This is a genomic window from Vibrio sp. QJM3NY_21 (genome assembly GCF_057785975.1).
In genome coordinates this window covers 2,006,560-2,031,029 of record NZ_CM173513.1, presented here as the reverse complement: position 1 = coordinate 2,031,029, position 24,470 = coordinate 2,006,560, and the positions used below count along the sequence as shown (strand labels likewise).

17 protein-coding genes are annotated in these 24,470 nt (G+C 42.5%); 8 read left to right on the top strand and 9 right to left on the bottom strand.

The genetic code is table 11. The features are described 5' to 3' along the window. Positions 1 to 396: 396 nt before the first annotated feature. Both AC3CID_RS09140 and AC3CID_RS09135 read right to left on the bottom strand, forming a co-directional pair. Entirely contained in the window at positions 397 to 2,196 is a 1,800-nt protein-coding gene (locus AC3CID_RS09140) for a hypothetical protein (protein ID WP_171313009.1), read from the bottom strand. A 191-nt stretch (positions 2,197 to 2,387) separates the two neighbouring features. Further along, on the bottom strand, positions 2,388 to 3,248 hold the full coding sequence (locus AC3CID_RS09135; RefSeq protein ID WP_054547413.1) for an oligogalacturonate-specific porin KdgM family protein: 861 nt from the start codon (positions 3,246 to 3,248) through the stop codon (positions 2,388 to 2,390). Positions 3,249 to 3,786: 538 nt separating this feature from the next. Between AC3CID_RS09135 and AC3CID_RS09130 the strand changes: the two genes are divergently transcribed. After that, the gene (locus tag AC3CID_RS09130) at positions 3,787 to 4,824 is read left to right on the top strand and encodes a polysaccharide lyase family 7 protein (RefSeq protein ID WP_054547414.1); all 1,038 of its coding nucleotides are present in this window, start codon (positions 3,787 to 3,789) and stop codon (positions 4,822 to 4,824) included. A 257-nt stretch (positions 4,825 to 5,081) separates the two neighbouring features. On the opposite strand, the gene AC3CID_RS09125 is transcribed toward AC3CID_RS09130, so the two are convergent. From AC3CID_RS09125 to AC3CID_RS09115, 3 genes are all read right to left on the bottom strand, one after another. Beyond that, positions 5,082 to 6,449, bottom strand: coding sequence for an MATE family efflux transporter (locus tag AC3CID_RS09125; protein ID WP_146456709.1), 1,368 nt, complete (start codon positions 6,447 to 6,449; stop codon positions 5,082 to 5,084). A 148-nt stretch (positions 6,450 to 6,597) separates the two neighbouring features. Next, complete coding sequence (locus tag AC3CID_RS09120) at positions 6,598 to 7,320, bottom strand: FadR/GntR family transcriptional regulator (RefSeq protein WP_171313006.1); 723 nt, start codon at positions 7,318 to 7,320, stop codon at positions 6,598 to 6,600. Between the two features lie 183 nt (positions 7,321 to 7,503). Beyond that, positions 7,504 to 8,280, bottom strand: coding sequence for an SDR family NAD(P)-dependent oxidoreductase (locus tag AC3CID_RS09115; RefSeq protein ID WP_488526430.1), 777 nt, complete (start codon positions 8,278 to 8,280; stop codon positions 7,504 to 7,506). Between the two features lie 341 nt (positions 8,281 to 8,621). On the opposite strand from AC3CID_RS09115, the gene AC3CID_RS09110 reads away from it, so the two are divergent. The 3 genes from AC3CID_RS09110 (at position 8,622) to AC3CID_RS09100 (ending at position 12,147) form a co-directional block, all read left to right on the top strand. Further along, on the top strand, positions 8,622 to 9,341 hold the full coding sequence (locus AC3CID_RS09110; RefSeq protein WP_054547416.1) for a FadR/GntR family transcriptional regulator: 720 nt from the start codon (positions 8,622 to 8,624) through the stop codon (positions 9,339 to 9,341). Positions 9,342 to 9,568: 227 nt separating this feature from the next. Beyond that, positions 9,569 to 11,431 carry a DUF294 nucleotidyltransferase-like domain-containing protein gene (locus AC3CID_RS09105; protein ID WP_171313004.1) on the top strand — a complete coding sequence of 621 codons (1,863 nt, stop codon included), beginning with the start codon at positions 9,569 to 9,571 and terminating at the stop codon, positions 11,429 to 11,431. Then, positions 11,431 to 12,147: a 3'-5' exonuclease gene (locus AC3CID_RS09100; protein WP_473575552.1), complete on the top strand. Its 717-nt coding sequence runs from the start codon at positions 11,431 to 11,433 to the stop codon at positions 12,145 to 12,147. Before AC3CID_RS09105 ends, AC3CID_RS09100 begins: the two co-directional genes overlap by 1 nt. 138 nt (positions 12,148 to 12,285) lie before the next feature. Here the strand turns inward: AC3CID_RS09100 and AC3CID_RS09095 are convergent, their stop codons facing one another. The 3 genes from AC3CID_RS09095 to AC3CID_RS09085 form a co-directional block, all read right to left on the bottom strand. Then, positions 12,286 to 13,020, bottom strand: coding sequence for an oligogalacturonate-specific porin KdgM family protein (locus AC3CID_RS09095; protein ID WP_488526429.1), 735 nt, complete (start codon positions 13,018 to 13,020; stop codon positions 12,286 to 12,288). An 868-nt stretch (positions 13,021 to 13,888) separates the two neighbouring features. Then, positions 13,889 to 15,442: a methyl-accepting chemotaxis protein gene (locus AC3CID_RS09090; RefSeq protein WP_488526428.1), complete on the bottom strand. Its 1,554-nt coding sequence runs from the start codon at positions 15,440 to 15,442 to the stop codon at positions 13,889 to 13,891. A gap of 477 nt (positions 15,443 to 15,919) precedes the next feature. After that, entirely contained in the window at positions 15,920 to 16,528 is a 609-nt protein-coding gene (locus AC3CID_RS09085) for a toxin-antitoxin system YwqK family antitoxin (RefSeq protein ID WP_114633646.1), read from the bottom strand. A 530-nt stretch (positions 16,529 to 17,058) separates the two neighbouring features. Here AC3CID_RS09085 and AC3CID_RS09080 point away from each other — a divergent pair. Both AC3CID_RS09080 and AC3CID_RS09075 read left to right on the top strand, forming a co-directional pair. Further along, the gene (locus tag AC3CID_RS09080; protein ID WP_065204759.1) at positions 17,059 to 18,831 is read left to right on the top strand and encodes a sodium:solute symporter family transporter; all 1,773 of its coding nucleotides are present in this window, start codon (positions 17,059 to 17,061) and stop codon (positions 18,829 to 18,831) included. 85 nt (positions 18,832 to 18,916) lie between these two features. Next, positions 18,917 to 20,533: a polysaccharide lyase 6 family protein gene (locus AC3CID_RS09075; RefSeq protein WP_488526427.1), complete on the top strand. Its 1,617-nt coding sequence runs from the start codon at positions 18,917 to 18,919 to the stop codon at positions 20,531 to 20,533. A gap of 166 nt (positions 20,534 to 20,699) precedes the next feature. Here the strand turns inward: AC3CID_RS09075 and AC3CID_RS09070 are convergent, their stop codons facing one another. Beyond that, positions 20,700 to 21,224 carry a peptide-methionine (S)-S-oxide reductase gene (locus AC3CID_RS09070; protein WP_488526426.1) on the bottom strand — a complete coding sequence of 175 codons (525 nt, stop codon included), beginning with the start codon at positions 21,222 to 21,224 and terminating at the stop codon, positions 20,700 to 20,702. Between the two features lie 236 nt (positions 21,225 to 21,460). Here AC3CID_RS09070 and AC3CID_RS09065 point away from each other — a divergent pair, with 236 nt between their 5' ends. Continuing rightward, positions 21,461 to 22,573, top strand: coding sequence for a YcjF family protein (locus AC3CID_RS09065; RefSeq protein WP_488526425.1), 1,113 nt, complete (start codon positions 21,461 to 21,463; stop codon positions 22,571 to 22,573). After that, on the top strand, positions 22,560 to 24,224 hold the full coding sequence (locus AC3CID_RS09060) for a GTPase family protein (RefSeq protein ID WP_488526424.1): 1,665 nt from the start codon (positions 22,560 to 22,562) through the stop codon (positions 24,222 to 24,224). Before AC3CID_RS09065 ends, AC3CID_RS09060 begins: the two co-directional genes overlap by 14 nt. Positions 24,225 to 24,470 lie beyond the last annotated feature (246 nt).

Sequence of the window (24,470 nt, the reverse complement as noted above, 5' to 3'; positions counted from 1 at the left end):
TCTTATGCTTTATGAAATACATAGGTAGGTTGAAGTCGATGACCTAACGACTCTAACAGCTCAAGGGTATGCGGTTTAGCGTTAGTTGCTTGCAGGCCTTAAATGGTCTGTGACACTAAATAATAATTTGTGGGTTGAGTATAGGGCTGAGGGTTTTGGTCTATCTATGATAGATACAGGGCTTTGATAGGGCTAAATAAGTAAGAATGCAGGGACTATTCCTTACTAGCAGCATCGGTCCATATTCAACGCTGAAGTAAAGTTCCGCTGAGTCAGAGAGCTTAACTGAATCGCCAATCTGATTTCTATTTTTGAGCTAGGAGTAAAAAATCCCTATCAACATATTTGATAGGGATTATTTTATCTAGCAATCGAGCCTGACTTTTCTAGTGAGAGCTAGAACAAGTCTGAATCTAGGTTGTCAAAGTAGGTGTATGTCCCTTTTGAACCATTGTCACCAGTATATAGTGCAATAGCGGTCGGGAAACCACCTGCATTTTCAGCCTTTAAGCTAGAATAATCTGTGCCATCAATATTTACTGTAACATCATCATTCACCCATTTGACGGTCACATCTACCCATGTGTCTTTTGAGTATGAAGCAAGGTCAACTTGGCTGCCTGTTTCGTCGCGGAATTTAATCATACTAGATGTAAATACAACTTCAGTGAAGCGACCACTAGATGATGCGTCGTTATTAGAACCTAAGAAAATGTATGATGCTTTTACATAGCCATCGCTAGGGATGTATACAGATGTAGAAACAGAGCCAGTTTCTGCTGCGCCATTAGCAAAGTCACGGCCAACGATAGGTTTGTTATTATCAGTGGTTGAGTCCGCACCATCTTCAATGCGTAAAGAATTAGAGCCCGACTTGGCAAAGTCACTACTGATTACTGCTGTATTTAAAACCCCATCAACACCTTTTGTCTTGTATGCAGTGTTAGCCACATCGATCTGCGTATCTACAGTATAAGAATCGAAGTTGTCTGTCACTTCTCCCGGCTCAGGGTCTGGTTCAGTGCTGTCACCGTCAACAATAACAGTTGCTTCAGCTGTGGCGCTGTTATAGGGGTTACCTGATAAAGAGTGACCATTAGGGTACCCATTAAAATCATCTTCAAATACTAACTCGTCAGTAGTCGTGTCGTTTGAGTAAACTTTAAAGTTATCCGCAATCATTTCGTAATGCGTTGTATTTGAAGTATCACCAAGCTTTAATGATATGACAGTAACTGCAGCTTTATCAAAAGATTCAAAACCGTTTCCATCATTGTCATATACGTTGTCATTTACCTTGAAACTGTAATAACCGTCAGCCCAACTGATTTCAACAGCTAGGTCTTCGCCCAAAGTGTAAGTACCAACAGGCTCATCAGAAATTTGAGGTTTACCATCTTCAACCACCGTAGAACGGTAGAAAATTTCCCCAGCGTTGAAAATGACTTCACCGTGCAGGTTGATATTAGATGTACCTGAAGCAAAGAGGCTAATGTATGCGTTATTACCTGAGGTATTTTCTTCTTGTGTCGTATCTTCGTCCACTTGGTAGATTAGATCTACAGTCATTTTCCCTGATGCAATAGTATCTACAGTTGCATCTGTACTACTGTCAGATAATTTTAAACGTAACTCTCCTGAGTCAGTTTTACTACCATTATGGTTTGTATCTAAAATTTGAACGTAGCCGTCAATACCAACTAGGTCATTGGCGTCAGTGATAGCATCTTGCACGCCTTCGACCTCAGTTTGATCTGAACCTGAGTAATTGATTCCTGAAGAACTATCAGTAACTATCAGAGCGCCCGAATCATCTAGGGTGAAAACACCATCCAAAATTTCAAGAGTGGATGATCCTGTTTCATAGTAAGTAAAAGAAACGGTACCTGCTTCTTCGTCATAATTATTTGTAGATGCACTTGCATCTTTAATTGTGTATGTGCCTAAGTTGTCATCGTCGTCATAGTATTTATGGTTGCCGTCTTCTTGGAAAACATACACATTTGGAAGGTCTGCGTTTGATGACGCAGATATTGAACTAGAATTACTATCACTAATTTGCCAGTAACCCGCAGTTAAAGTAGGAGTACTAGGATCGGGAGTAGGTTCAGTTGGGATGGGTAAACCATCACTGTTACAACCGAATAATAAACCTGTCGAAAGAGCGACAGCTGTAGCGACTTTAGAAATCTGCATAAAATATTCTCTTTATGATATTAAATCCATATGTAAATCACATAAGAAATAGATAATGAATAGTCGTTAAATATTATTAGGATGAAGCTAATTCTGATTAGAACATCCTATTATTTAAAATAAAGTAATTAAAATATGCCCAAATAAATTACAAGAGGAGAGGGCCATTTTATAGTTTGACTATTTTATTATTAGAATGAGTAAGCAATACCAACACGGTATTTAGCTTCACGATCTTTAGACGATGAACTGATATCAGAAGACCAGATTTCAGCAAAAGGTTTCCAAGAACCGAACTTGTAGTTTACTTTTAAGCCAGCATCCCATTCCCAGTCATCACTATTATAAAGAAGTACGTTATCCAAAGATTTTACATAGTTTGCTTCGTAGGAAAGGCCAAGCTTAGGTAGAGATTCAATTTTGTAAGAACCCGTCAGTGTAACTTTAGACTTTTGAGCTGATTCTAAACGTTCGCCAGTTTCAGAATCTTTGTCACCAAATTGTGTGTGGTTGCGGAAATCAGCATATTCATGACGGTAACGAATAGCGGTCGTTAAACCCATGTCTGCTTTATAACCAACGCGGAACTGAGGTTTGAACGTAACCTTCTTCATCTTCCAATCGCCATCATTAGCATTAGGCTCATCCCAATCCCAGGCAATAGGCATACCCATTTGTAGATACCAATTGTTGTCTATTTTGTATGTCGCTGTGTTATCAATCTCCATACCATAGATGTACCAATTGCCATCGTAGAAGCTTTTACTGTTCGCTGATTTAACAGAACCTGAATCTTCATCGTAGTATGAATCATCAGTGTGAAACTTAAGTTCCAGGCCAGTAGAGTGCTTCCACTTGTCTGAAAGTTTAAAGCTTTCACCTAGCTTAACTCGGTGCTGATGGCGAGCGTCTACGTGAGCCGTATCACCATTAGTCTTTGTATAATCCGTCGCAGCACGATACTCGTAACGATAATCAAGAGATGCACCAGCAGCTGTGCCCGCTAAAAGAGTACATGCAACAGCTGCAGCAATTTTTGTAACAGAATTCATACCTTTGTCTCACTATTATTTTTTTATTCTGGATACATCCAATGTACCCCTGGCTCACAAACCAATACCTTACGTGGTATTAAATTAATGTATGACAAATATAGTATTTATTCCTAGGGTAGATTTCTGTGAGATCTATCAAAAGTTCCGACTAATGGCCTATTTATATAGCTAAATGTTATGAATATCCCAATTTATGGCTTACTAATCAAATCAATCATGACTCAGTTCTCATATTAACAAACCTTGTAAGCTCAGCTACATGCATGTGTTAAAATAATACAAATATAAGGGTATTCCCACACTTTCATATCGATGTTCTAGTTATTGTGGTTTAAACATAGCGGAGCATGTTGAGGGATATAGATATAAACCACCGTCAAATGTTTGGTAAAAGTTAAAAGATGGCGAAATGTAAATTCTATTTATTGATTGGTTTATTTAAGTCGAAGAGAAAATATTTAGTACTAATTCGTGTTCAAAAGTAGTTTTTGTGCTGAGAGTGTACTCAGTATCTGTTAACAATAAAGGATGAGTCATGTTTAAGAAAAACATATTAGCAGTGGCGTTATTAGCGACTGTACCAATGGTTACTTTCGCAAATAACGGTGTTTCTTACCCCGTACCTGCCGATAAATTCGATATGCATAATTGGAAAATAACCATACCTTCAGATATTAATGAAGATGGTCGTGTTGATGAAATAGAGGGGGTAGCCATGATGAGCTACTCACATAGTGATTTCTTCCATCTTGATAAAGACGGTAACCTTGTATTTGAAGTTCAAAACCAAGCGATTACGACAAAAAATTCGAAGAATGCGCGTTCTGAATTACGACAAATGCCACGAGGCGCTGACTTCTCTATCGATACGGCTGATAAAGGAAACCAGTGGGCACTGTCGAGCCATCCATCAGCAAACGAGTACAGTGCGGTTGGCGGTACACTAGAAGCGACACTAAAAGTGAATCACGTTTCAGTTAACGCAAAGTACCCAGAAAAATACCCAGCGCATTCTGTTGTGGTTGGTCAGATTCATGCTAAAAAACACAACGAGTTAATCAAAGCAGGAACCGGTTACGGTCACGGCAATGAACCACTAAAGATCTTCTATAAGAAGTTTCCTGATCAAGAAATGGGTTCAGTATTCTGGAACTATGAACGTAACCTAGAGAAAAAAGATCCTAACCGTGCCGATATCGCTTATCCAGTGTGGGGTAACACTTGGGAAAACCCTGCAGAGCCGGGTGAAGCGGGCATTGCTCTTGGTGAAGAGTTTAGCTACAAAGTGGAAGTGAAAGGCACCATGATGTACCTAACGTTTGAAACAGAGCGTCACGATACGGTTAAGTATGAAATCGACCTGAGCAAGGGTATTGATGAGCTTGACTCACCAACGGGTTATGCTGAAGATGATTTCTATTACAAAGCGGGCGCATACGGCCAATGTAGCGTGAGCGATTCTCACCCTGTATGGGGGCCTGGTTGTGGCGGTACTGGCGATTTCGCTGTCGATAAAAAGAATGGCGATTACAACAGTGTGACTTTCTCAGCACTTAAGTTGAATGGTAAATAGTACATAGCATAACCAATAAGCTAACTAGACGCAGTCCTTAAGGAATATTATCGAAGACCACTTAACCGATTGTTGAGTGGTCTTTTTGTTTTATATGAGCTTTAAGATGACCTTGGTATTAATGTGACCTTGATATCAATGAGGGTGTACCTGAAGCCTACCAATGAAAAGTACAGCTAAAACAAAACAACCTTGTCAAAAGACAAGGTTGTTTTAGAAAGTTCGAGTAAAGCTCTGGTGGCAATTAGATACGGAGTTTAGTCATACATCAACTCTTTGGCTTTGTCGGCATTAAACTCTTTAAGAGACTTACGAGCCAAGTGACGGAATGGGAAAGCTTTAACTATCTCTTCGAATGGTTGGATAGCAAACGCCCAAAAGATAGAACCGTCTAATCCAAAGATGATCAATGCACACAATGGAATTGAAATTACCCATTGACCAGTAAAGTTGATTTTGAAGACTGCGGTCGTTTTTCCTAGGGCTCTTAATACATTCCCATGAACCGTGTTGTAGCCACGAACAATCGGTAAGAAGATGTAGAGTGGGGCGATAACGGCCAATGCTTGATAGGTAGACTCATCCAAGTTCGGGTAAATGTCACCAATAACCAGACTTAATCCTGCGAACAAGATTGCACACACAAAAGAAATGACAACCGCAATATCAATACTGGTATCGACATTTTTGACTAGGTCATCCATCTTTTTAGAGCCAATCGCTTGGCTGATAGTAATCGCGGAAGAGTGAGCCCAAGCAGTAATAAATTGAGAGACAGCCCTGATCCAAGGCATCACTAAAGTAATCGCAACATACGCGTTGATGTTAAGTTGCGAATACAGTAACTGATAAATCGTTGCGCCAATCAATAGCATGGTTACATTTGCTGCGACAGGGAATATCTCGATAAAGTGACGACGAACGTTTGTCATGAACTCAGATCGCTGGGCATCTAATTTGAGTGAAATTGCTGAGCTCAAATACACGCAAAGAACCAGATACACAAGGCGAAGGGTGATAGCAATAACACTGCCTAGCGCGGCGCCTTGAACACCAATACCTTCGAAGTTCGAAAAGCCGTGAATGAGTCCATAAGAAAGTACAGCGTTGATCGGCAATTCAATCAAATACCCTTTAAACGGTATTTTGGTTCTTCCTAATGCATTAAATAGGGCGATAATCACTTGCGTTAATGCTGTGAAAATGACGAGATACTTTGAGATATCAAGGTAGTGGCTAATTTCTAGGTAAAGGGCTTTATCGTCGGTTAAGGCTTGAATTAAAGGCTGTTCTAAAAAGGTGAGCAGAAACCAAAATATTGTCGCGATACCTAAGTTGATGAACAGACCTGCCCAAAACGCTTTGGATAATGAAGCGGTGATGCCAGAACCCACGGCGCGGCTCAATACTAGCTGAGTGCCGTTTGCCAGCGCCATTTGAATACCGAGTACAAAGGCAACCATAGTCGTCGCAATTCCCATGGCAGCCAAAGGTATTTCACCAAGAGGAGAAACCAGCAGTGTATCGATCATCAACATCGACTGCATCAATATACCGTTTAGGGCTAGGGGCCAGGCGAGAGAGAAATTTTTCCTTACATACGATTGTGTAGACACAAACAACACCTTATGTGTGTAACCGTAAGTTTTCTCTGAGAGGACCCGAGTTCAACATTTAAAGATGAAACACTACGGTAATGGATGGTTAAAAATGGGAGCTAAAACATGACTGACTCGTGTCTTGGGATACACGAGTCAGTCTGGTCAATCTTGGTTATGCGATGGCGAGTTCAACCCTAGACAGCTTTTGATTTTCATCATCAAGTAAAGCTTGAGAGGCTATTCGAGCCTGATTCGCATTGCCTGACATAATCGCGTCGTATATGGCTTTGTGCTCTTCTAAACAGAAACGACCGCCTTCCGCAGAGTGGTCGATAAATTGTTTGAAAATCGTCGACAGAATGTTCGCGAACGGAATGTAAAATTGGTTGCCCGTCGATAAGAAAATCGTTTGGTGAAACAGATGATCGTTGGTTGTCCACTCTTGATAATCAAAGCCGTTTGCCGCGATGGTCATCTTTTGGAAAAGAATCGAAAGCTCTTTGCGTTGCTCTACCGTAGCGTTGGATGCCGCAAGCGCACACGCTTCTGGGTCAATCGCTTTTCTTAAGCCTAAGAATTGAGATAAGAAGGGTTTAGTGTCTTCTAAGTCTTGGATCCAATACAGTAATTGCGGATCTAAAAAGTGCCATTGCGTTCTTGGTTTGATACGAGTGCCCACTTTAGGCTTTGATTCAATCAACCCTTTTGCTGAAAGCAGCTTAGTGGATTCTCGAAGGGCAGTTCTGCTGACTCCAAAGATCTCGCACAGATCCATTTCGCTAGGTAACTTCTGATTTTCTTTCAACTCGCCAGACAAGATTTTGCGAGCAATTTGTCTCGCGACTTGAACATGAATTCGGCGGCTTGAATCTTCCACCAATGTAAATATTGACATTTAAACCACCTGAAATTGAAACTTTGAAAACAAAAAAAGCCAGACGAATCTGGCGCTTAGTGTCAGTGTATACGTCTAATATAGTGTGAGGTTTTCCCTCATCTACTTGGGTCTGATGACCTTATTTAGTGTGACGATCTTAACGACTTTATATAACTTAATGAGTTTATATAAGTCAGCTAGCTAGGGCGTTATCTGTCCGCCGTTAACATCTAGGATTTGCCCTGTGATGTACCCGCTGCAAGCGTGCGATGCAAAGAAAGCAAATGAAGGAGCAACTTCATCAATATTGCCAAAGCGTCCCATTGGAATATTGTTAGCAATGGTCGCTTTCAGATCGTCGCTCTTGCCCTCGTGAAATGCGGTGTCGATAGTGCCCGGTGAAACAATGTTGAAACGGATATTGTCTTGCGCGAACTCTTTCACCCAATTGCGGTGAATGTCGTGTAACCACGCTTTAGATGCGGCATAGATACCAGCACCCACACCACCGCCTTCGCGAGCGGCAATAGAGCCCGTGCTAATCACACACGATGTTTGCCCCGATAGAGCAGCAGATGCACGCAAGTGTGGGATAGAGAACTTAGTTGTCATCAGCGCGGACCGAACATTTAGATTCATCACTCGCTCATAAAACTCGTCATCGATATTTTCTAGATTTGCACGCCCACCAAGGCCACCTGCGTTGTTAATCAACACATCCATGCCGCCAAAATGGTCGGTGAACTCTTTGACTAACCTTTCGCACTCTAATGTGTCCATTAGGTTTGCAGGAAAAAACGCAACATCGCCACCCAATGCGGTGAGTTCGGTAAGAACGTCATCGACTTTTGGGCTGAAAGCACGACTATTGATGCCAATCTTTGCGCCGTACTTTGCAAAAATGCGTGCAGTAGCTAAGCCCATACCAGCAGTAGAGCCAGTAATTAAAATGCGTTTGCCTTTTAAATCGTTAAACATCAGAGTCGCCTATATTGTAGATTATTTACGTTAATAAATCATACAATAACACTTGCCATATTCAAGAGTGTTCATCTAAAAACTGATCATTACCGACATAAATAGTGAGAGTAAGAGTGGTTTTGTGAGTTCACGCATACAAAAATGTGTAAATAAGAACTATTTGTATGAATAAATGGGTTTGTTTGGTTTGATAATCTTAATACTTACAAGATTATCAAAATAATGCTCAAGCCTATATTGGTCGTGACCTCACGTTATTCTGATGCTGAGTTGGTAGAGATATAAATCAGTGTTATAGTACGAATTAAATAATACATATCTAATAAGTAAGTAGACACATGGCTGGTCATTTCAATTCTATTTCAGGCTCTAAGCGAAGCCTTCATGTGCAAGTTGCACGTGAAATCGCCCGTGGTATTTTGTCGGGCAATTTGCCTCAAGGTTCTATTATCCCTGGTGAAATGGCTCTGTGTGAGCAATTTGGCATCAGTAGAACAGCATTAAGAGAAGCGGTTAAGCTTCTTACTTCAAAAGGCCTATTAGAATCTCGCCCTAAGATTGGTACTCGTGTTGTTGACCGCGCGTTCTGGAACTTCTTAGATCCACAATTGATCGAATGGATGGACGGTTTAGCTGACACCGACCAATTCTGCCATCAGTTTTTAGGCTTGCGCCGTGCCATCGAACCTGAAGCTTGTGCGTTGGCCGCTAAATTTGCAACTGCGGAACAACGAATTGAACTATCAGAAATTTTCCAAAAAATGGTGGAGATATCTAGCGAAGAGATTCTTGATAAAGAGCGTTGGCTAGATATTGATATGAAGTTCCATAGCCTGATTTTTAACGCAACGGGTAACGACTTCTACCTACCGTTCGGTAATATTTTGACGACCATGTTTGTTAACTTTATTTCTCACTCTTCTGAAGAGGGAAGTACCTGCATTGAAGAACACCGCCAAATTTATGAAGCAATCATGGCGGGGAACAGTGATAAAGCGCGTCAAGCGTCAGCGAGTCACTTGCTAGAAACGAACCACAGATTACCAATCGCTAGTTAATGGTTTTAAAAAGATTTTTACTTTGAATCTTTGTTGGAATGAGTTCATTGGAACTAAAAGGCACATCAGGAAAGCACGTTTAATACGTGCTTTTTTTGTATCTAAATTTGATGAAAACCTGACCAGTGTCCAATATTTAACCTATTCTTTGCTGTTTTGTTAAAACCACTAGCAACCAGTCTCGTTAGTTATATAATAATACTAATCAAATTATTGCGAGTGTGATTATGCCTCAGTCTTTATTACCAAATATTCTTCAGTTTATCGGTCAGATAGACCCTTTCGATAAGATCCCTAAAGAAGCGCTGCGTGAACTTGCCTCTAATGTTCAGATAACTTACCTCGGCAAAGGGGATGTGGTTGATCTGTGTGAATCGGGCAAGGAAAAGTCGCTCTATATCATTCGAACTGGCTCTATGGAGCAACGAAAATCGGACGGTGTGCTTCGCGCACGTCTAGGTAGCGAAGACTTGTTCGGTTTTACATTCTTAGATTCTGAAGTTAACGACGAGAAAGGCTACAGAGCCATCGCAATTGAGAACACCTTACTTTATGTGATTCCACACTCGGCACTTCAAACGCTTTTCAAAGCCTTTCCAAGTTGCGCAGAACACTTCGCTTCACAGGCGCAGGTTCGCTTAAAGTCGGCATTGGATGTGGTGTGGTCAAATAAAGAGAAAGGCCTATTCATTCGTAAAGTCGAGGAAGTAGCAAGCGGGCAGGTGGCCATTGTTAAGTCTGAGCAAAGCATCCAGTCGGTTGCGGTTGAAATGCTTCATCAACGCTCACCGTGTGCGGTGATCTATGAAGGTGACACCATTGTTGGTTTGATCACCGACCGAGACATGACTAAGCGAGTGATCGCCCACGGTGTCAGCACTGATAGCCTGATCTCAGAGGTAATGACACACTCTCCACTCACAGTGAAGCCGGATGATTTAGTGCTGCATGCTGCATCTATAATGATGCAATTCAATATCCGTAACTTGCCCGTCGTGAAAGAGAATAAGGTCGTTGGTCTCCTCACCACGTCTCACTTAGTTCAAAACCACCGTGTCCAAGCGATCTTCTTAATCGAGAAAATCAAATACGCGGGCAGTGTGAAAACCATGTCTTCGTTTACGCCAGAGCGACAAGCTATTTTTGAAGCGCTGGTGGAAGGTAAGGTTGCACCGGAAACCGTCGGTAAGGTAATGACCATGATCATGGATGCCTACACCCGCCGATTGATTCAGATCGCGATTGATAAGTTAGGCCCACCACCGTGTGATTTCTCTTGGATCGTAGCTGGCTCACACGCGCGTAACGAAGTTCACATGCTGTCGGATCAAGACAGTGCGATTGTACTGGCTGATGATGCGACAGACAGTGACCGTATTTACTTCAAACACTTAGCGATGATGGTGACCAACGGGTTGGCAAGCTGCGATTATCCGTTATGCCCAGGTAAATTCATGGCAGCGACGCCAAAATGGTGTCAGCCACTCAATGTTTGGAAGCACTACTATAAAAAATGGGTCGCCAACCCGGAGTACGAACGCCTACTCAACATCAGTGTGTTCCTAGAGATCCGTACTATTTATGGCAACAGTGAGTTCGAAGGCATTCTTCGTGATGAGCTGCATACGAATATTCGCGGCAACCGTGAGTTCCTAAGTACGCTCGTGAAAGATGCGGTCAATACCAATCCACCTTTGGGTATCTTCAACAGCTTGGTGTTAGAGAAATCGGGTGAGAACAAGAAAACCTTGAACGTGAAGAAATACGCCATTAACTTGATTATTGATTTAGCACGTATTTATGGCCTTGCTGTAGAGTGCGACTTGTCGGCCACTGATGAACGTTTCGCTGCTGCCAATGAAAAAGGCATGCTGAGCGATGACGCATTTAAGAACATTCTGGGTGCTTACCAGTTCATTCTCTCTTTCCGATTTGGTCATCAACTTGAAGCGCTGAAGAACGGGGATGTGCCTGACAACAACATCAACCCAGATAGCTTTGGTAGCTTTGAGCGTAAACACTTGAAAGATGCCTTTAGGATCATTGCTGACCTTCAAGAAGCAGCGAAGATTCGTTTTGGAGCGCGCTAATGAGAGCATTGTTAAATTATTTTCATCCGCTTGAGCGAGTCAAGCGCAAGCGAAAACAATACCTAAACACGGTTAAACTGCCTGAAGCACTACACGATCTTGTTGAACAGCCGTGTCCAGAGATGGCGGACTTGGCCAAAGACAGTGACTATATCGTGTTGGATCTTGAGACCACGGGTCTAGACAGCGAACAAGATCTGATTCTGTCCATGGGTTGGGTCGATGTGGTCAAGGGGCGAATAGACTTAGCGTCCGCCACGCATATTTACCTGGATAACGATTCGCAGATCAACGCCGAAACCGCCGTGATCAACCATATTACGCCGCAAATGTTGGAAGAGGGCGCTTCTATTCATGATGCGATGCTGACGTTCTTCGAAGCAGCGAAAGGCAAGATTATTGTCGCGCACGCGTGCATGGTTGAAGAGAGGTTCATTAGCCAATATCTTCTTCGCTGCTACGGTTTACGAGCGATTCCTCTGCTTTGGCTAGACACATTGTGTATCGAAAAGAGTATGGAGAAAGCGATCAGCAACCATCAAGAAGTGGATTTGACTCTTGCAGGCACTCGCCAAAGATACGGGCTTCCTGAATACAACAATCATAATGCGCTTGCTGATGCAGTATCAACTGCAGAATTGTTTTTAGCTCAACAAAAGAGAGTTGTGCCTAACGATGACGTGACCGTTGCATTTCTCTATCGGATCAGTCACTAGAGTTAGGAGCGTTAAGTACTCGGCTCTTATTTGAACGAATCGATTTGAAAGGAAAAAAGCCAGCGATTAAGCTGGCTTTTGTTTAGGTCTAAGAAAATTAGGACAGTAATTATCTTAGATTATTTATATAGCTATCGATTAGAAGCTGTAAGTTAGACCAACACGGCTACGTAGTTCACGAGTCGCTTTAGTCGATGAAGTGCTCACATCACCAAACTCTACATATGGTGCCCATTGGCCCATCATGTGGCGAATACTTGCGTTCAACTCGTAGTTGGTGTCGTCGTTGTCGTAGATGTCATATCCATCCGCTTTGTAGTAGTTACCTTCTAAACCAAAGCGCCAGTTTTCCATTGAGTAGCTAACGTTTGCCGTTAGACGGTGACGACGCTGGTTACTATCATTTTCATAAGTAAGGTTTCCGTCTTCCAGAATTGGTTTTCCGTCAGAGTCTGTTGCGATAGATTTAGTATTTTGTCTCATATCGTAACGGTAACGTGCGCTTAAGCTTAATCCGTCGATGCTATCAACGCTGTATGTCGCACGAACTTGAGGTTTGTACGTAATGCCAGATTCACGACCTTCAATTGGCATACCGTAAGTCATTGTCCAGTTATCGTTTAGTACATGACGGTAATTTAGACCAAGTTCCCAACCGTTATTCTTCAAATCTTCCATGAATTTACCGTCTTCTCCCTTGAATTTCGCTTCGATATCTACAAGGAAGTTGCCAATGCTATCGCCCAGCTTTACACGAGTAGCGTGTTGATCTGTATGACTCTTGTATTCGTGTCTCATATCGAAAGACGCCGCAGATACAGAGCCAGCAGCGAGTACAGATGCCACAGCAATCACGATTTTAGTTTTATTCATGGTATTAATTCCATATTTATAGGTTGAGTATTGGCCATAATTACAAGCCAAATAGAGTAGTTCTTGTCTTCAATGCATTTTTTTGTTGAAACGATTTCTTAGCCATTTCAAGTTTGTTTTGCATTTAAATAATACAAATATGCTAACGATTTGAAGGTGCATGATCTGTGAATTGGATCGTGTTGTGGAGACAAAACCACTATTTACAAAGGGTTACAAAGTCAGTTTTCCTATGTAAGTTTATGATTTTTAGTGTTTTATTTGTCTGTTGATAATGGTTTTTAAGGGTTTTGTTCATCAATTAATGTGCGCTACAGCAAAAAATTGAATCTTTAGATGTCATTTTTATTTGTAATACATTATTATTTACTAACTTTCTGTAGCAACACATAACTTTGCTGTGTTGATTGCATGAACTGACGCTGCGAAGCGGATAAGTAAAAATGATTTAAAGGCTCAATGGTTAGAAAGGAAAATGGCTAAAAGCCAAAATACTTTAAACCGCTAGGCATTTGTTTTAGGTGTTATAGAGCTCGACCAGAGATGATTTGAAATGTAGTAGGCAAGGCAGTGACATAGCCTGCTATATAGATATGAACTTGATAGGAATGAACAGGGTTCGAATGGTTACCCGTTGTTCTTATTAGCGACAAAGAAGAAATCGTTGAAGTGCTTGCGAAAGCATTTTGATTATTGCTCCCAACTATTCTAATTATAACTTCTGCTTTCGTTTAGAAAGGTAGGAGACGGTAGTCGAAGATCTACCCTTGCGCTCATGTTGATACAGGCAACATGAGCGTTTTTTTATCTGAAATTTGAGTAGAGAGTCGTTTGAAGCGCAATAAGCGTGTAAGCCGCGGCTTAAGAGCTAGGCTTTTAGGTTAATGACAGCGCGTTCAAGTGAGTTTGTCTGTTCTACTACTGAAGTTGCAGAAGCGGCGTTTTTTGAAGCGCTCGTTACATTTGTCAGTGTCAGCTGTTTAATGGCATCTACGTTTTCGATGATCTCTGACGTAACTTCACTTTGCTCCTTCATAGCATTGGAGACTTCTAAACTGTTATTTAGAATGGTTTCCATGTCTGCGATAACCGATGTGATTCTTGAATGTGCCTTCTCACAAGAGTCGACACTGCTGTTACCTTTTTCACAACAATTTTGAATCGTGTTAACCACCGTTTGGGTTTGATCTTGAACCCCTTGAATAATGGTTGAGATCTCTTCGGTTGAAAGCTGTGTTCTGCCAGCCAAGGTTCTCACTTCATCGGCGACGACCGCAAAACCACGACCTTGCTCTCCAGCGCGCGCTGCTTCAATAGCGGCGTTCAAAGCGAGTAGGTTGGTTTGTTCAGCAATTTCTTTGATCACTTCTAGTACGGTATTGATCTTTTCTGAGTGCACAGAAAGGCGATTCACTTCTTCACTCGCACTCACTAAGTCAGTTGAAAGCGTATTGATTGTGTCTCTGGTGAAGGCCACATCGTTCAGGCCATCATTCGCCGTGGAGAAGCTGGTCTGTGCATTTGATGATGCATTTTCACTATTGGTCGCAACACTTTGGATATTGCTGCCCATTTGATTTATCGCGGTCGCAATATTTTCTGTTTGTCGTTGCTGCTTGTTTAAAGCGCTTTCCACTTCTATGCCGTCGTGTTGCAACTGGTTCGAAATGTTGCCGAGCTCTTGGATCGACCCTTGTACTTGACCAACAAGTTGACGAATATCTTCTAAGACGGTGTTAAATGACTTGGCAATATCCGCAATTTCATCTGAACCGCTGTCTTCCGCTTTAACGGTAAAGTCACGTTGTTGGGATACGTGCAACATGGTTGCGTTTAACGAGGCTATCTTCTTAGCGACACGCGATGAGATCCCAAAGGACAGCGCGATCAGTAATCCAGTGACGGCGATTACGGAACTCACAATAAACGTAGTGATGGTTTGTTGAATCGATTCGACCTGTTGCTCTAAACGACCTTCAACGCCGGTAAATATCGAGATGATATCTTCAAACAGCATTTTCATTTCTGATTTCAATTCACTGACCTTTGTTGGGTTGCGTTCAATCGCGTCTACCATCAAGGAAAAATCTTTGTCGTATTGTTTTACTTCTCGTGTCAGCTTGTCTAACTCTGGTACAGCAATGTCTGACTCTTTGAGTAAAACAGAGAAGCTATTCATCAACTGTTGAAAGTGTGAATACTGTTTGGCGAATTCAGGCTTGAGGGCTTTGTCGTGACTGATTAGAAACTCTAGTTCCGTTCGATTTAGTTGAAGCATCGAAACTTCAAGCGATTTCACCTTGATCAGGGTTTTCTCAAGTTTGATCAGCTTTAGGTTTGCCATTTCAGTAAATGAAACGACAACCAATAAAGAGACAATGGATAAACAAGCAAGGCTAAAAAGGGAGGTTTTAATTTTCATAGGCAGGCACCAAAGCAAAACAATATGACTCAACAACGTATTTGGGAATCTCGTTTCTCTTATTTGCGTGATCAGTAGCTTACAAGCGGATAACTGGGATCTGACTCACAACGGAAACGTTTGCTTACAGTATTTTATGGAAAGGTTATGCGCAAGTTAAATATTTATTATTTTCAATGACTATTGGTGATTGTTTTATCACTAGATGGAGTGCTGTAAATAATAACGAGAGATTGAGGTATAGTCGGACCAAAGTGATGAGGGGAAGTGGTAGTGAAAAGAGCAAGTGAAAAAGCCACGAACATTCACGCTTAGTCACATGAATGCTCGTTTCTCTTGTCATGTCTCTTGCTCTTGTCGCTTAATTGCAGACGGATTCGCTGTAGACGGATTCGCTGTAGACGGATTCGCTGCAGTCGTTTAGTTGTAGTCGTTTATATGTATGGAGACTAACCCTGTGAGAGCCGTTTTTTAGTATTAGCTTTCCGTCGGCATCCAAACCTGCTTAGACGTGACTTTGTGGTCTTTAAAGGTCAGTTCTTCAACCTTGTCTCCGTTAGTATTCCAGCGAGTGAGTTTCCCGTTTGCTACTTCGCCTTCATCAAATTTCGCTTGGCTGGCCTTATTGCCATTAGGGTAGTAGTCCGTTACCAATCCATCTTTTTGCCCGTCACTGTATTCGGCTGTTAAGCTTTGTTCGCCATTCGGATACCAGCGAGAGGCAACACCCGACAGTTCATTGTCTTTATAGTTGAGCTCCGCTTTTTTCTGTCCGTTTGGATACCATGTCTCGGCCTTACCTTGCAGTTCACCTTTAACGTAATTCACTTTAGAGGCAACTTGGCCATTTGGGTACCAGTTGGTTTCTAATCCAAGTTCTAGGCCATCGGCAAATTGGGCTTGGGTCGCGACTTGGCCGTTATCGAACTTCTCTTCAAATTGACCAGTAAAGGGTTTTGAGTGGTTTACTTGATAAGCCACACCTTTGCGCATTTGTAAGTAGTCAACAGCATCATCGCTGGTGGCTGCATAGCTCATAGAAGATACCGTACTAAGAGCAATTAAGATTGGAACGTATTTCTTCATAATGACACCTTTTTAATGGACGAGGGGAAAGTGTAACTGGTGTGTTAAAAGCATTTCACTTCCGAGAACCACTGTCAGTATCTAATAATGGTTTTCAAGTTTGCATTATTAACGGTCTAATAAAGGGAACTTTTTAAAGCGAAATTGGACGTTAAGATTGTCATATTTGTAATACAAATGAGTTGGATTGAATCATCTTTATAAATTATATGAAATGCTTGTTATGAGGTCTGGTCGTGGATTTTCTAGTTACGATTAAAATTTTCTAATGATGATTTAGTCTTTTTTTGAGATTTAATTCACATTTAGAGGGCTTTTCGCCTCAATATAAAGACTTTGGTTGCCAGAGACTGCACTGGCTTGATGAATTATGCTCTCGAACGGTGCAACTTTGAACTCGATCACTTGTATGATTATTAGTGTGTAATAGTCTAAGATCGTCGTCACGCATTTAAGTTATTGTAGTACAAATATACTTGTCATCTATCTATAGTGAACCTAACAAAAAAACATAAATAAAAGGTCTCAAGATGGAACTCAATACCCTGATAGTTGGCATCTACTTCCTATTCTTAATTGCAATAGGGTGGATGTTCAGAACGTTTACAAGTACGACGAGTGATTACTTCCGTGGGGGAGGTAATATGCTGTGGTGGATGGTAGGTGCAACCGCATTTATGACCCAGTTCAGTGCGTGGACATTTACTGGTGCAGCAGGTAAAGCCTTTACTGATGGCTTTGCAGTAGCGATTATCTTCATCGCTAACGCATTTGGTTACTTGATGAACTACCTATACTTCGCTCCGAAGTTCCGCCAACTGCGCGTTGTGACGGTTATTGAAGCGATTCGTATGCGTTTTGGTAAGGTTAATGAGCAAGTGTTTACTTGGTCGGGCATGCCAAACAGCGTTATCTCTGCGGGTATCTGGCTGAACGGCCTTGCGATCATCGCATCGGGTATCTTCGGCTTTGACATGACGACAACGATTATCCTAACGGGTTTGGTTGTATTGGTAATGTCAGTAACAGGCGGCTCATGGGCAGTAATCGCATCTGACTTTATGCAGATGGTTATCATTATGGCAGTGACCGTAACGTGTGCTGTAGTAGCGGTCTACCACGGTGGCGGCGTTACACAAATCATCAATGACTTCCCAACCGATTCATTCATTACGGGTGATAACCTTAATTACCTAAGCATCTTCAGCATCTGGGCAGTGTTCATCTTCTTGAAGCAGTTCAGCATCACGAACAACATGCTGAACTCTTACCGTTATCTTGCAGCGAAAGACTCAAACAACGCACGTAAAGCAGCTTTACTTGCCTGTATCCTGATGACGCTTGGTCCAATCATTTGGTTCATGCCTTCTTGGTTCATGGCTGGTCAAGGTGTTGATTTAGCAGCCGCTTACCCTGAAGCTGGCAGCAAAGCCGCTGATTTCGCATACCTTTACTTCGTTCAAGAGTACATGCCTGCAGGTATGGTTGGCCTTCTGATTGCCGCGATGTTCGCTGCAACCATGTCTTCAATGGATTCAGGTCTAAACCGTAACTCAGGTATTTTTGTTAAGAACTTCTACGAGCCGATTCTTCGCCCTAAAGCGACAGAGAAAGAGCTAATGGTCGTTTCTAAACTCACGTCTACTTTCTTCGGCATCGCGATCATCTTGGTTGCTCTGTTCATTAACTCTCTTAAAGGTCTGAGCCTTTTCGACACCATGATGTACGTGGGTGCGTTGATCGGCTTCCCAATGACGATTCCAGCATTCTGTGGCTTCTTTATCCGTAAAACACCGGATTGGGCTGGCTGGGGCACGCTAGTAGTCGGTGGTGTGGTTTCTTACTTCGTTGGTTTCGTTATCACAGCGGACATGATCCAAAACTGGTTCGGTTTGAATGAACTGACAGGCCGTGAATGGTCTGACCTAAAAGTGGCTATCGGTCTTATCGGTCACATCATATTTACTGCTGGCTTCTTTGTTCTTTCAACGCTGTTCTACAAGCCATTACCGGCGCACCGTGAGAAAGACGTAGACAAGTTCTTCAACAACCTAGCGACACCATTAGTTGCTGAAAGTAATGAACAGAAGAAACTGGATAACAAGCAACGTCGTATGTTGGGTTCACTTATCGCGGTAGCGGGTGTGGGCGTAATGACTATGTTTGTACTGCCAAACCCAATGTGGGGACGCATGGTATTCGTTCTGTGTGGCTTGATTGTGTTCTCTGTTGGTCTGTTACTTGTTAAAGCAGTCGATGACAAAGTCGAGCAACAAGACGAAGTGACTCCAGCCGAAGGCTAATTTAATACGCATCCTAAATAACATCACGGCCACCTAAATGGGTGGTCGTCATTTTTATAATCCAAACTTTAACGTGAGATGTACGATGAACAAAAAACTATTATCGGTAAGCATTATTAGCGCGTTCACGCTCGCTTTTGCAACAGGCTGTACAACACAAGAAAAAACAGCACCGGTAGTCAGTGTCGCTGAACAAGCTACGCCTGCTATTAGCGAAATCGACCGTAGTTACTTATTGAGTAGTGACCGCTTAACTGAGGTGGATGGCAATACAATAAATGTTGCATCAGAAGAGCAAGTAGCCGCGCTTAAAGCACAATTTGAAAACCTAAAAGATGGCGACGAAGTTGTTATTCCTAACGGTAAATACGCGAACTTAGGTCAAATAACTATTACCGCGAATGACATTACCGTTAAAGCAGAGCAAGCCGGTTCTGTATGGTTAACTGGCCTAGTTCAGTTTGAACTTAAAGGTGATGACATCACGCTAGATGGCTTAGTCTTTACCGAAGGTGGTCCAAACGAAAGATTTGGCGGCGTTCGAATGATGGGCGACAACAACACTTTACAGAATTCAACCTTTTACTACTTTAACCACGCTTATGAATATCAACCGGATGAGCGTCGTTCCGAATACCCGAGATACCTGTGGGTTTCTCTGTGGGGTAAAGACGGCAAAGTGATTAACAATCGCTTTGAAGGCAAACAAAAGCGCGGTACGTTGATTGGTGTACAAAAAGATGATTCTGCAGACAATCACTTGATTGCTAATAACATCTTCATGGACCAGAAACCGAATCAGTTTAATGAATTCGACATCAAAGAAGCGATTCGTTACAACGGCAATAGCTGGGAAGCACTTCGTATTGGTGATTCAAAATCCTCTCAGTGGGATTCCAATTCAAAATTCGTTAATAACTTGATGATCGACATGGATGGCGAGCGCGAGCTTGTCTCAGTTAAGTCGGGTGGCAACACAATTTCTGGTAATACAATTTTTGAAAGTTCTGCTTTGATTTCTTTGCGTCATGGTAAAGGAAGTAGTGTTGAAAATAACATTATTCTAGGTAATAAAAAGAACTTAACTGGTGGCATTCGAATCTATGATGAAGACCATGTTATCCGTAATAACTACATTGCGAATATACGTGGACGTGACGGTGTGATTGAAGGCAATGCTGACCTACGTGGTGGTATCGTGATTAATACAGGTATCATTGATGTGGCAAACGGCGAAGAGCTAGATCAGTCGGTTAAAGGCAAAGAGCTTAACAAACAGTGGACGCCTAAAAACATCACCATCGAGAACAACTCGTTGGTTGATACACAGTGGGGCATTATCTATGGCAATCAAACTCACCGTGTGAGCTTGTTCAATAATGCCGAAGTTGAAAAGATTTATGCCGGTGTTGATATCGCGTTTAATAATAACGTTGTCGACAATTCAGAGTCTCCAGAGTTTGTCAGTGTTCGCGCAACGGAAGATTATCCGTTAGTGAACGCAACGTATGACAATGAAACATATGTTGGCCAAGTGACAGCATCTGAGCAGATCTCGAGCTACTCAGTTGAGCTGCCAAAAATGACGGTTGAGAACGGCATTAACGCTTACCAAGGCGAAGGTGCAGACGTGTCTAAACTTGCGTTAGTGACGGCTGAAACAGCGGGTCCAGATTACGTGCTTGAGAATACGACTAAGTAACTTATTGGTTAATGCTAAACGCTAAACGCTTAATGGTTTGAGCTATCAAACAAATTTACGATAGCTGTCTGGGTCATTAAAACTTAAAAAGCCTCAACGGGTAATGCTTGTTGAGGCTTTATCGATCTTACGTCGTGACCATCTCAATCTTACGTCGTGACTACTGTTATTTATACTTATGCAGCAGATCCCAAGGAATATTGCACAAGTGGTGGTCTTCAGGGAACTGGCTAAGGTGATGCTGGTGGATATCATCACTGGCGGCATAACTGGTCAATGGTAAGATCTCGATAGCAATGCGGTCTGCATCATCGCGAGAGGTAATATAGCGCTCAGCTTCAGTTAAGTGCAGGGCATTAGTGCTGTAAACACCAGTGCGATATTTCTCACCCACATCGACGCCCTGTTTATTGACGCTGTATGGGTCGATGATCTCAAACAGATGTTCCATCAGAATGGTTACTGAAGTGATGCTTGGGTCAAACTCTATCTGGACACACTCCGCGTAGCCATCATAGTCACTATTATTTGATGTACCGTTTTCTGTTGTATTGCTTTTTACGGCATCGATTGGTGTCTGTGCGGAGTTTCCATTCGCACGGCCTGCTTCTGTGCTGATGACACCCGGAACGTATTTGATAAATTCTTGTACACCCCACAAGCAACCGCCCGCCAAATAGATTTGTTCCATACTTACCTTTTACTTCTCTGTGTTTGTTGTTCGTTCGATGCGTGAATCAATATAGTGATACACGCACGTATAAAAAAGCGTGTATACAAAATAAGTGTGCACATAAAAACAAGTGTTTAGGTATTGTAAACCTGTGCGACTGAACAAACATAAGTCTAATAGGATTTGTGATTATATAAGCTAGTATTGCGTTGTCACCACCCCGAATTTCAAGATTAAGTGAGCGTTAGCCAACCATGTTTGATCAAATAAAAGATTTCATCAATCCGAGTAAGAATCCAGACCTCACACAGGCTCAGGAATACCAACGTCAGCATCTGCCGACGCTGTGGCTGTTGGGGAAAACGGGAGCGGGCAAGTCATCGTTTATTCAAGCGGTCACGGGTGATTCCTCTATTGAAGTGGGGAATGGCTTTGCTCCATGCACTATGACGGCAATGTCGTATGAGTTTCCTCAAATTAAGCCGGTAATGCGATTCCTCGATACCAGAGGGTTGGGTGAGGCGGATTATGATCCTAAAGAGGATCTAGAAGAGATCGGCCAAGCGGGTAATGCGTTAGTCGTGGTGATGAAAGCTGATGAGCCTGAACAGTCTGCCGTACTTACAGCTCTGAAACAGATTAAGAAACAAAAGAAAATTAAACACTTGTTGCTTGTTCATACTGCAGTTTTGTCTTCCAATGAAACAGACCGCGCAAGACAAATTCAATTCAACATCAACCAAGTAGAAACGGTTTGGGGTAAGGGATTGGAATCGGTTGCGGTGGATTTCGAAACGGATGACTTGAGCAATAACAGTGGCTCAGTTTACAACTATGACGTTTTGTTAGAAAAGCTGACCAACATCCTTCCTGTTATTGGAATGATGGTGGTAGACAAAGAGCATTCCACTCAAGAAGAAGCCAACTTTGACCAAGTCGAAAACGAAGTGCTTTGGTACGCGGGAAGCGCAGCGGCGAGCGACCTGATTCCGGGTGTTGGCTTAGTGTCTGTACCTGCGATTCAAGCGAAAATGCTTCACAGTTTGGCAAACCAATATGGGGTCGAATGGAACAAGAGAGTCTTCACTGAGTTGATAGGCACTCTGGGAAGCAGCTTTGCTTTGCAATACGGAATGAAGCTGGGCACTCGACAGCTGATAAAGTTGATTCCGGTTTATGGTCAAACGGTCGGAGCGGTTGCAGCCGCCGCCATGAGTTTCGGTACCAGCTATGGTTTAGGTCGCGCGGCTTGTTTTTACTTCTATCATAAGAACAAAGGCGAAGAAGTCTCTGAAAAAGAGATGCAAAAGATTTACAAAGAATCCCTGAAAAAAGGTAAGGCGGCGTCGGGCTATGAAGAAAATTAGAAACCTATTTCGATTATTGGCCGTTCTGTCTAGTGGACGTTGGGGTATTGCTCTGATTTCGGCCATCTTCCCGAGCATCATCATGATGGCTTTTGGTCTTTTTTTGGCGATCAAATATGGCTACCTATTGGAAATGTCGATTGCCATTGCGGTGAGTACCTTGGTGTTCACGATTCCTTTATTCATTTCTAGCCGCTCTTCGCGTAAACCAACTTATAGCGACTCTTCTTCACATGATGAAAGTGACGATCAGCCTGAAGCTGGAGCATCGCCCAAGAATTCAGACATCAATGATGCGCTGGTTAAAGCGTCTGATGAATGGTCTCAAGCAGAGCTATCAATCTGGAACGACTCGAAACACCATGTACGACAACAGTTAATGGTCGACATCGAGTGGGGTAATCTCGACCAAACCGGTTTAGAGGTACTTGAGTTCGTCGCCAAAAAGTTTGATAAGAAATCACTCGATTTTTCAATCCCTGAAGGGCTGAAGCTGTTTGAAGAAGTGAGCCGACGATACAAGTTAGTGGTACGGGAACATATACCGGGAATTGAGTATCTTAAGGTTTCCTATATCAAAGCGGGCTACGAAGCCTATGACAAGTACGGTGAGCTAGGGCAGAAGATCGTTAAAGCCGCTATCTGGGGCAATCACCTTAAGAATCTGTATTTGAACCCGCTAAAAGTTGTTTCTGATTTAGGTCGAGAGCAAGCGACATCATCTATGACCAAAGGCGTGGTGGATGACATGCAATACGCCGCGAAACAAGCCTTACTCGATGAGGTGGCTGCGGTAGCGATAGATCTCTATAGCGGTCGATTCAGCATTGAAGATGAAGCATTAAGAGCGTCTGATGTTTCTCAAATAGATGAACAACGCTTTGCACCAGAATTAGAGCCAGTAAGAATTGTGCTGGTGGGGCAAACAAGCTCAGGTAAATCGTCACTGATTAATGCGCTCAAGCAGGAGCTCGTAGCCGAGGTGGATGTATTGCCATCAACCGACACTTCAACCGTATACAACGCGTTTGTCGATGACAATGATGTTCGAGTGGTTGATCTTCAAGGGCTGGATGGCAATGCCAAAACCGAAGCTCTGATGCTTAAAGAGATGACCCAAGCCGATGTTGTGCTTTGGGTTCTTAAAGCCAATCAATCGGCTCGTGAACTGGATAAGCAATTGAAGGGCAAGTTTGATGCTTTCTATGACGATCCTAAAAACATCTCACGCAAGAAGCCAATCGTTGTTTCGGTTGTGAATCAGGTCGATCGATTAAAGCCTGTTGATGAGTGGCAGCCTCCGTATGACTTAGAGAACCCAACATCGGCCAAAGCGAAGATCATTGCTCAAGCACTCGAATACAACCATATATTGCTGCAGTCTGATATCGTGTTGCCGCTCGCTATTGCGCCAGAAAAGACGATTTTTGGTTTAGAAGCACTCAAGCAGATGCTAATCGAAGGCATAGCTGATGCTAATAATGTGCAAAGAAACCGCCAACGTTTGGAGGCAATGAAACGGGGAACATCGGTTAAAGGTCAACTGAACAAAGTAGTGAAGGCCGGTAAGAAGGTCGCACCAAGTGCATTGAAAGCAGCGACACCAAAACTGGCTGAAATGGCCATCAAGCAAGTTGTGAAGAAAAAGTAAGTCTTCACTGCTAATACGGTTCTGGTGGGGCTTGAGGCTCATCAGAACTTAGCTATTCTAGATCGGCGATTTTTAGTGCTTGGCTTTATTAGATGATAGCTTTTTAGAAAACAGCCATCTTCGCCCCTTATTAGATAAGTATTGAGTTTAAAAGAGATTCGATATTATTAAGTAACTCAACGAACTAGTTTAATAGTATATAAACGGATGGAATTCACAGTTTATATACCATGCTATGGTATTTAA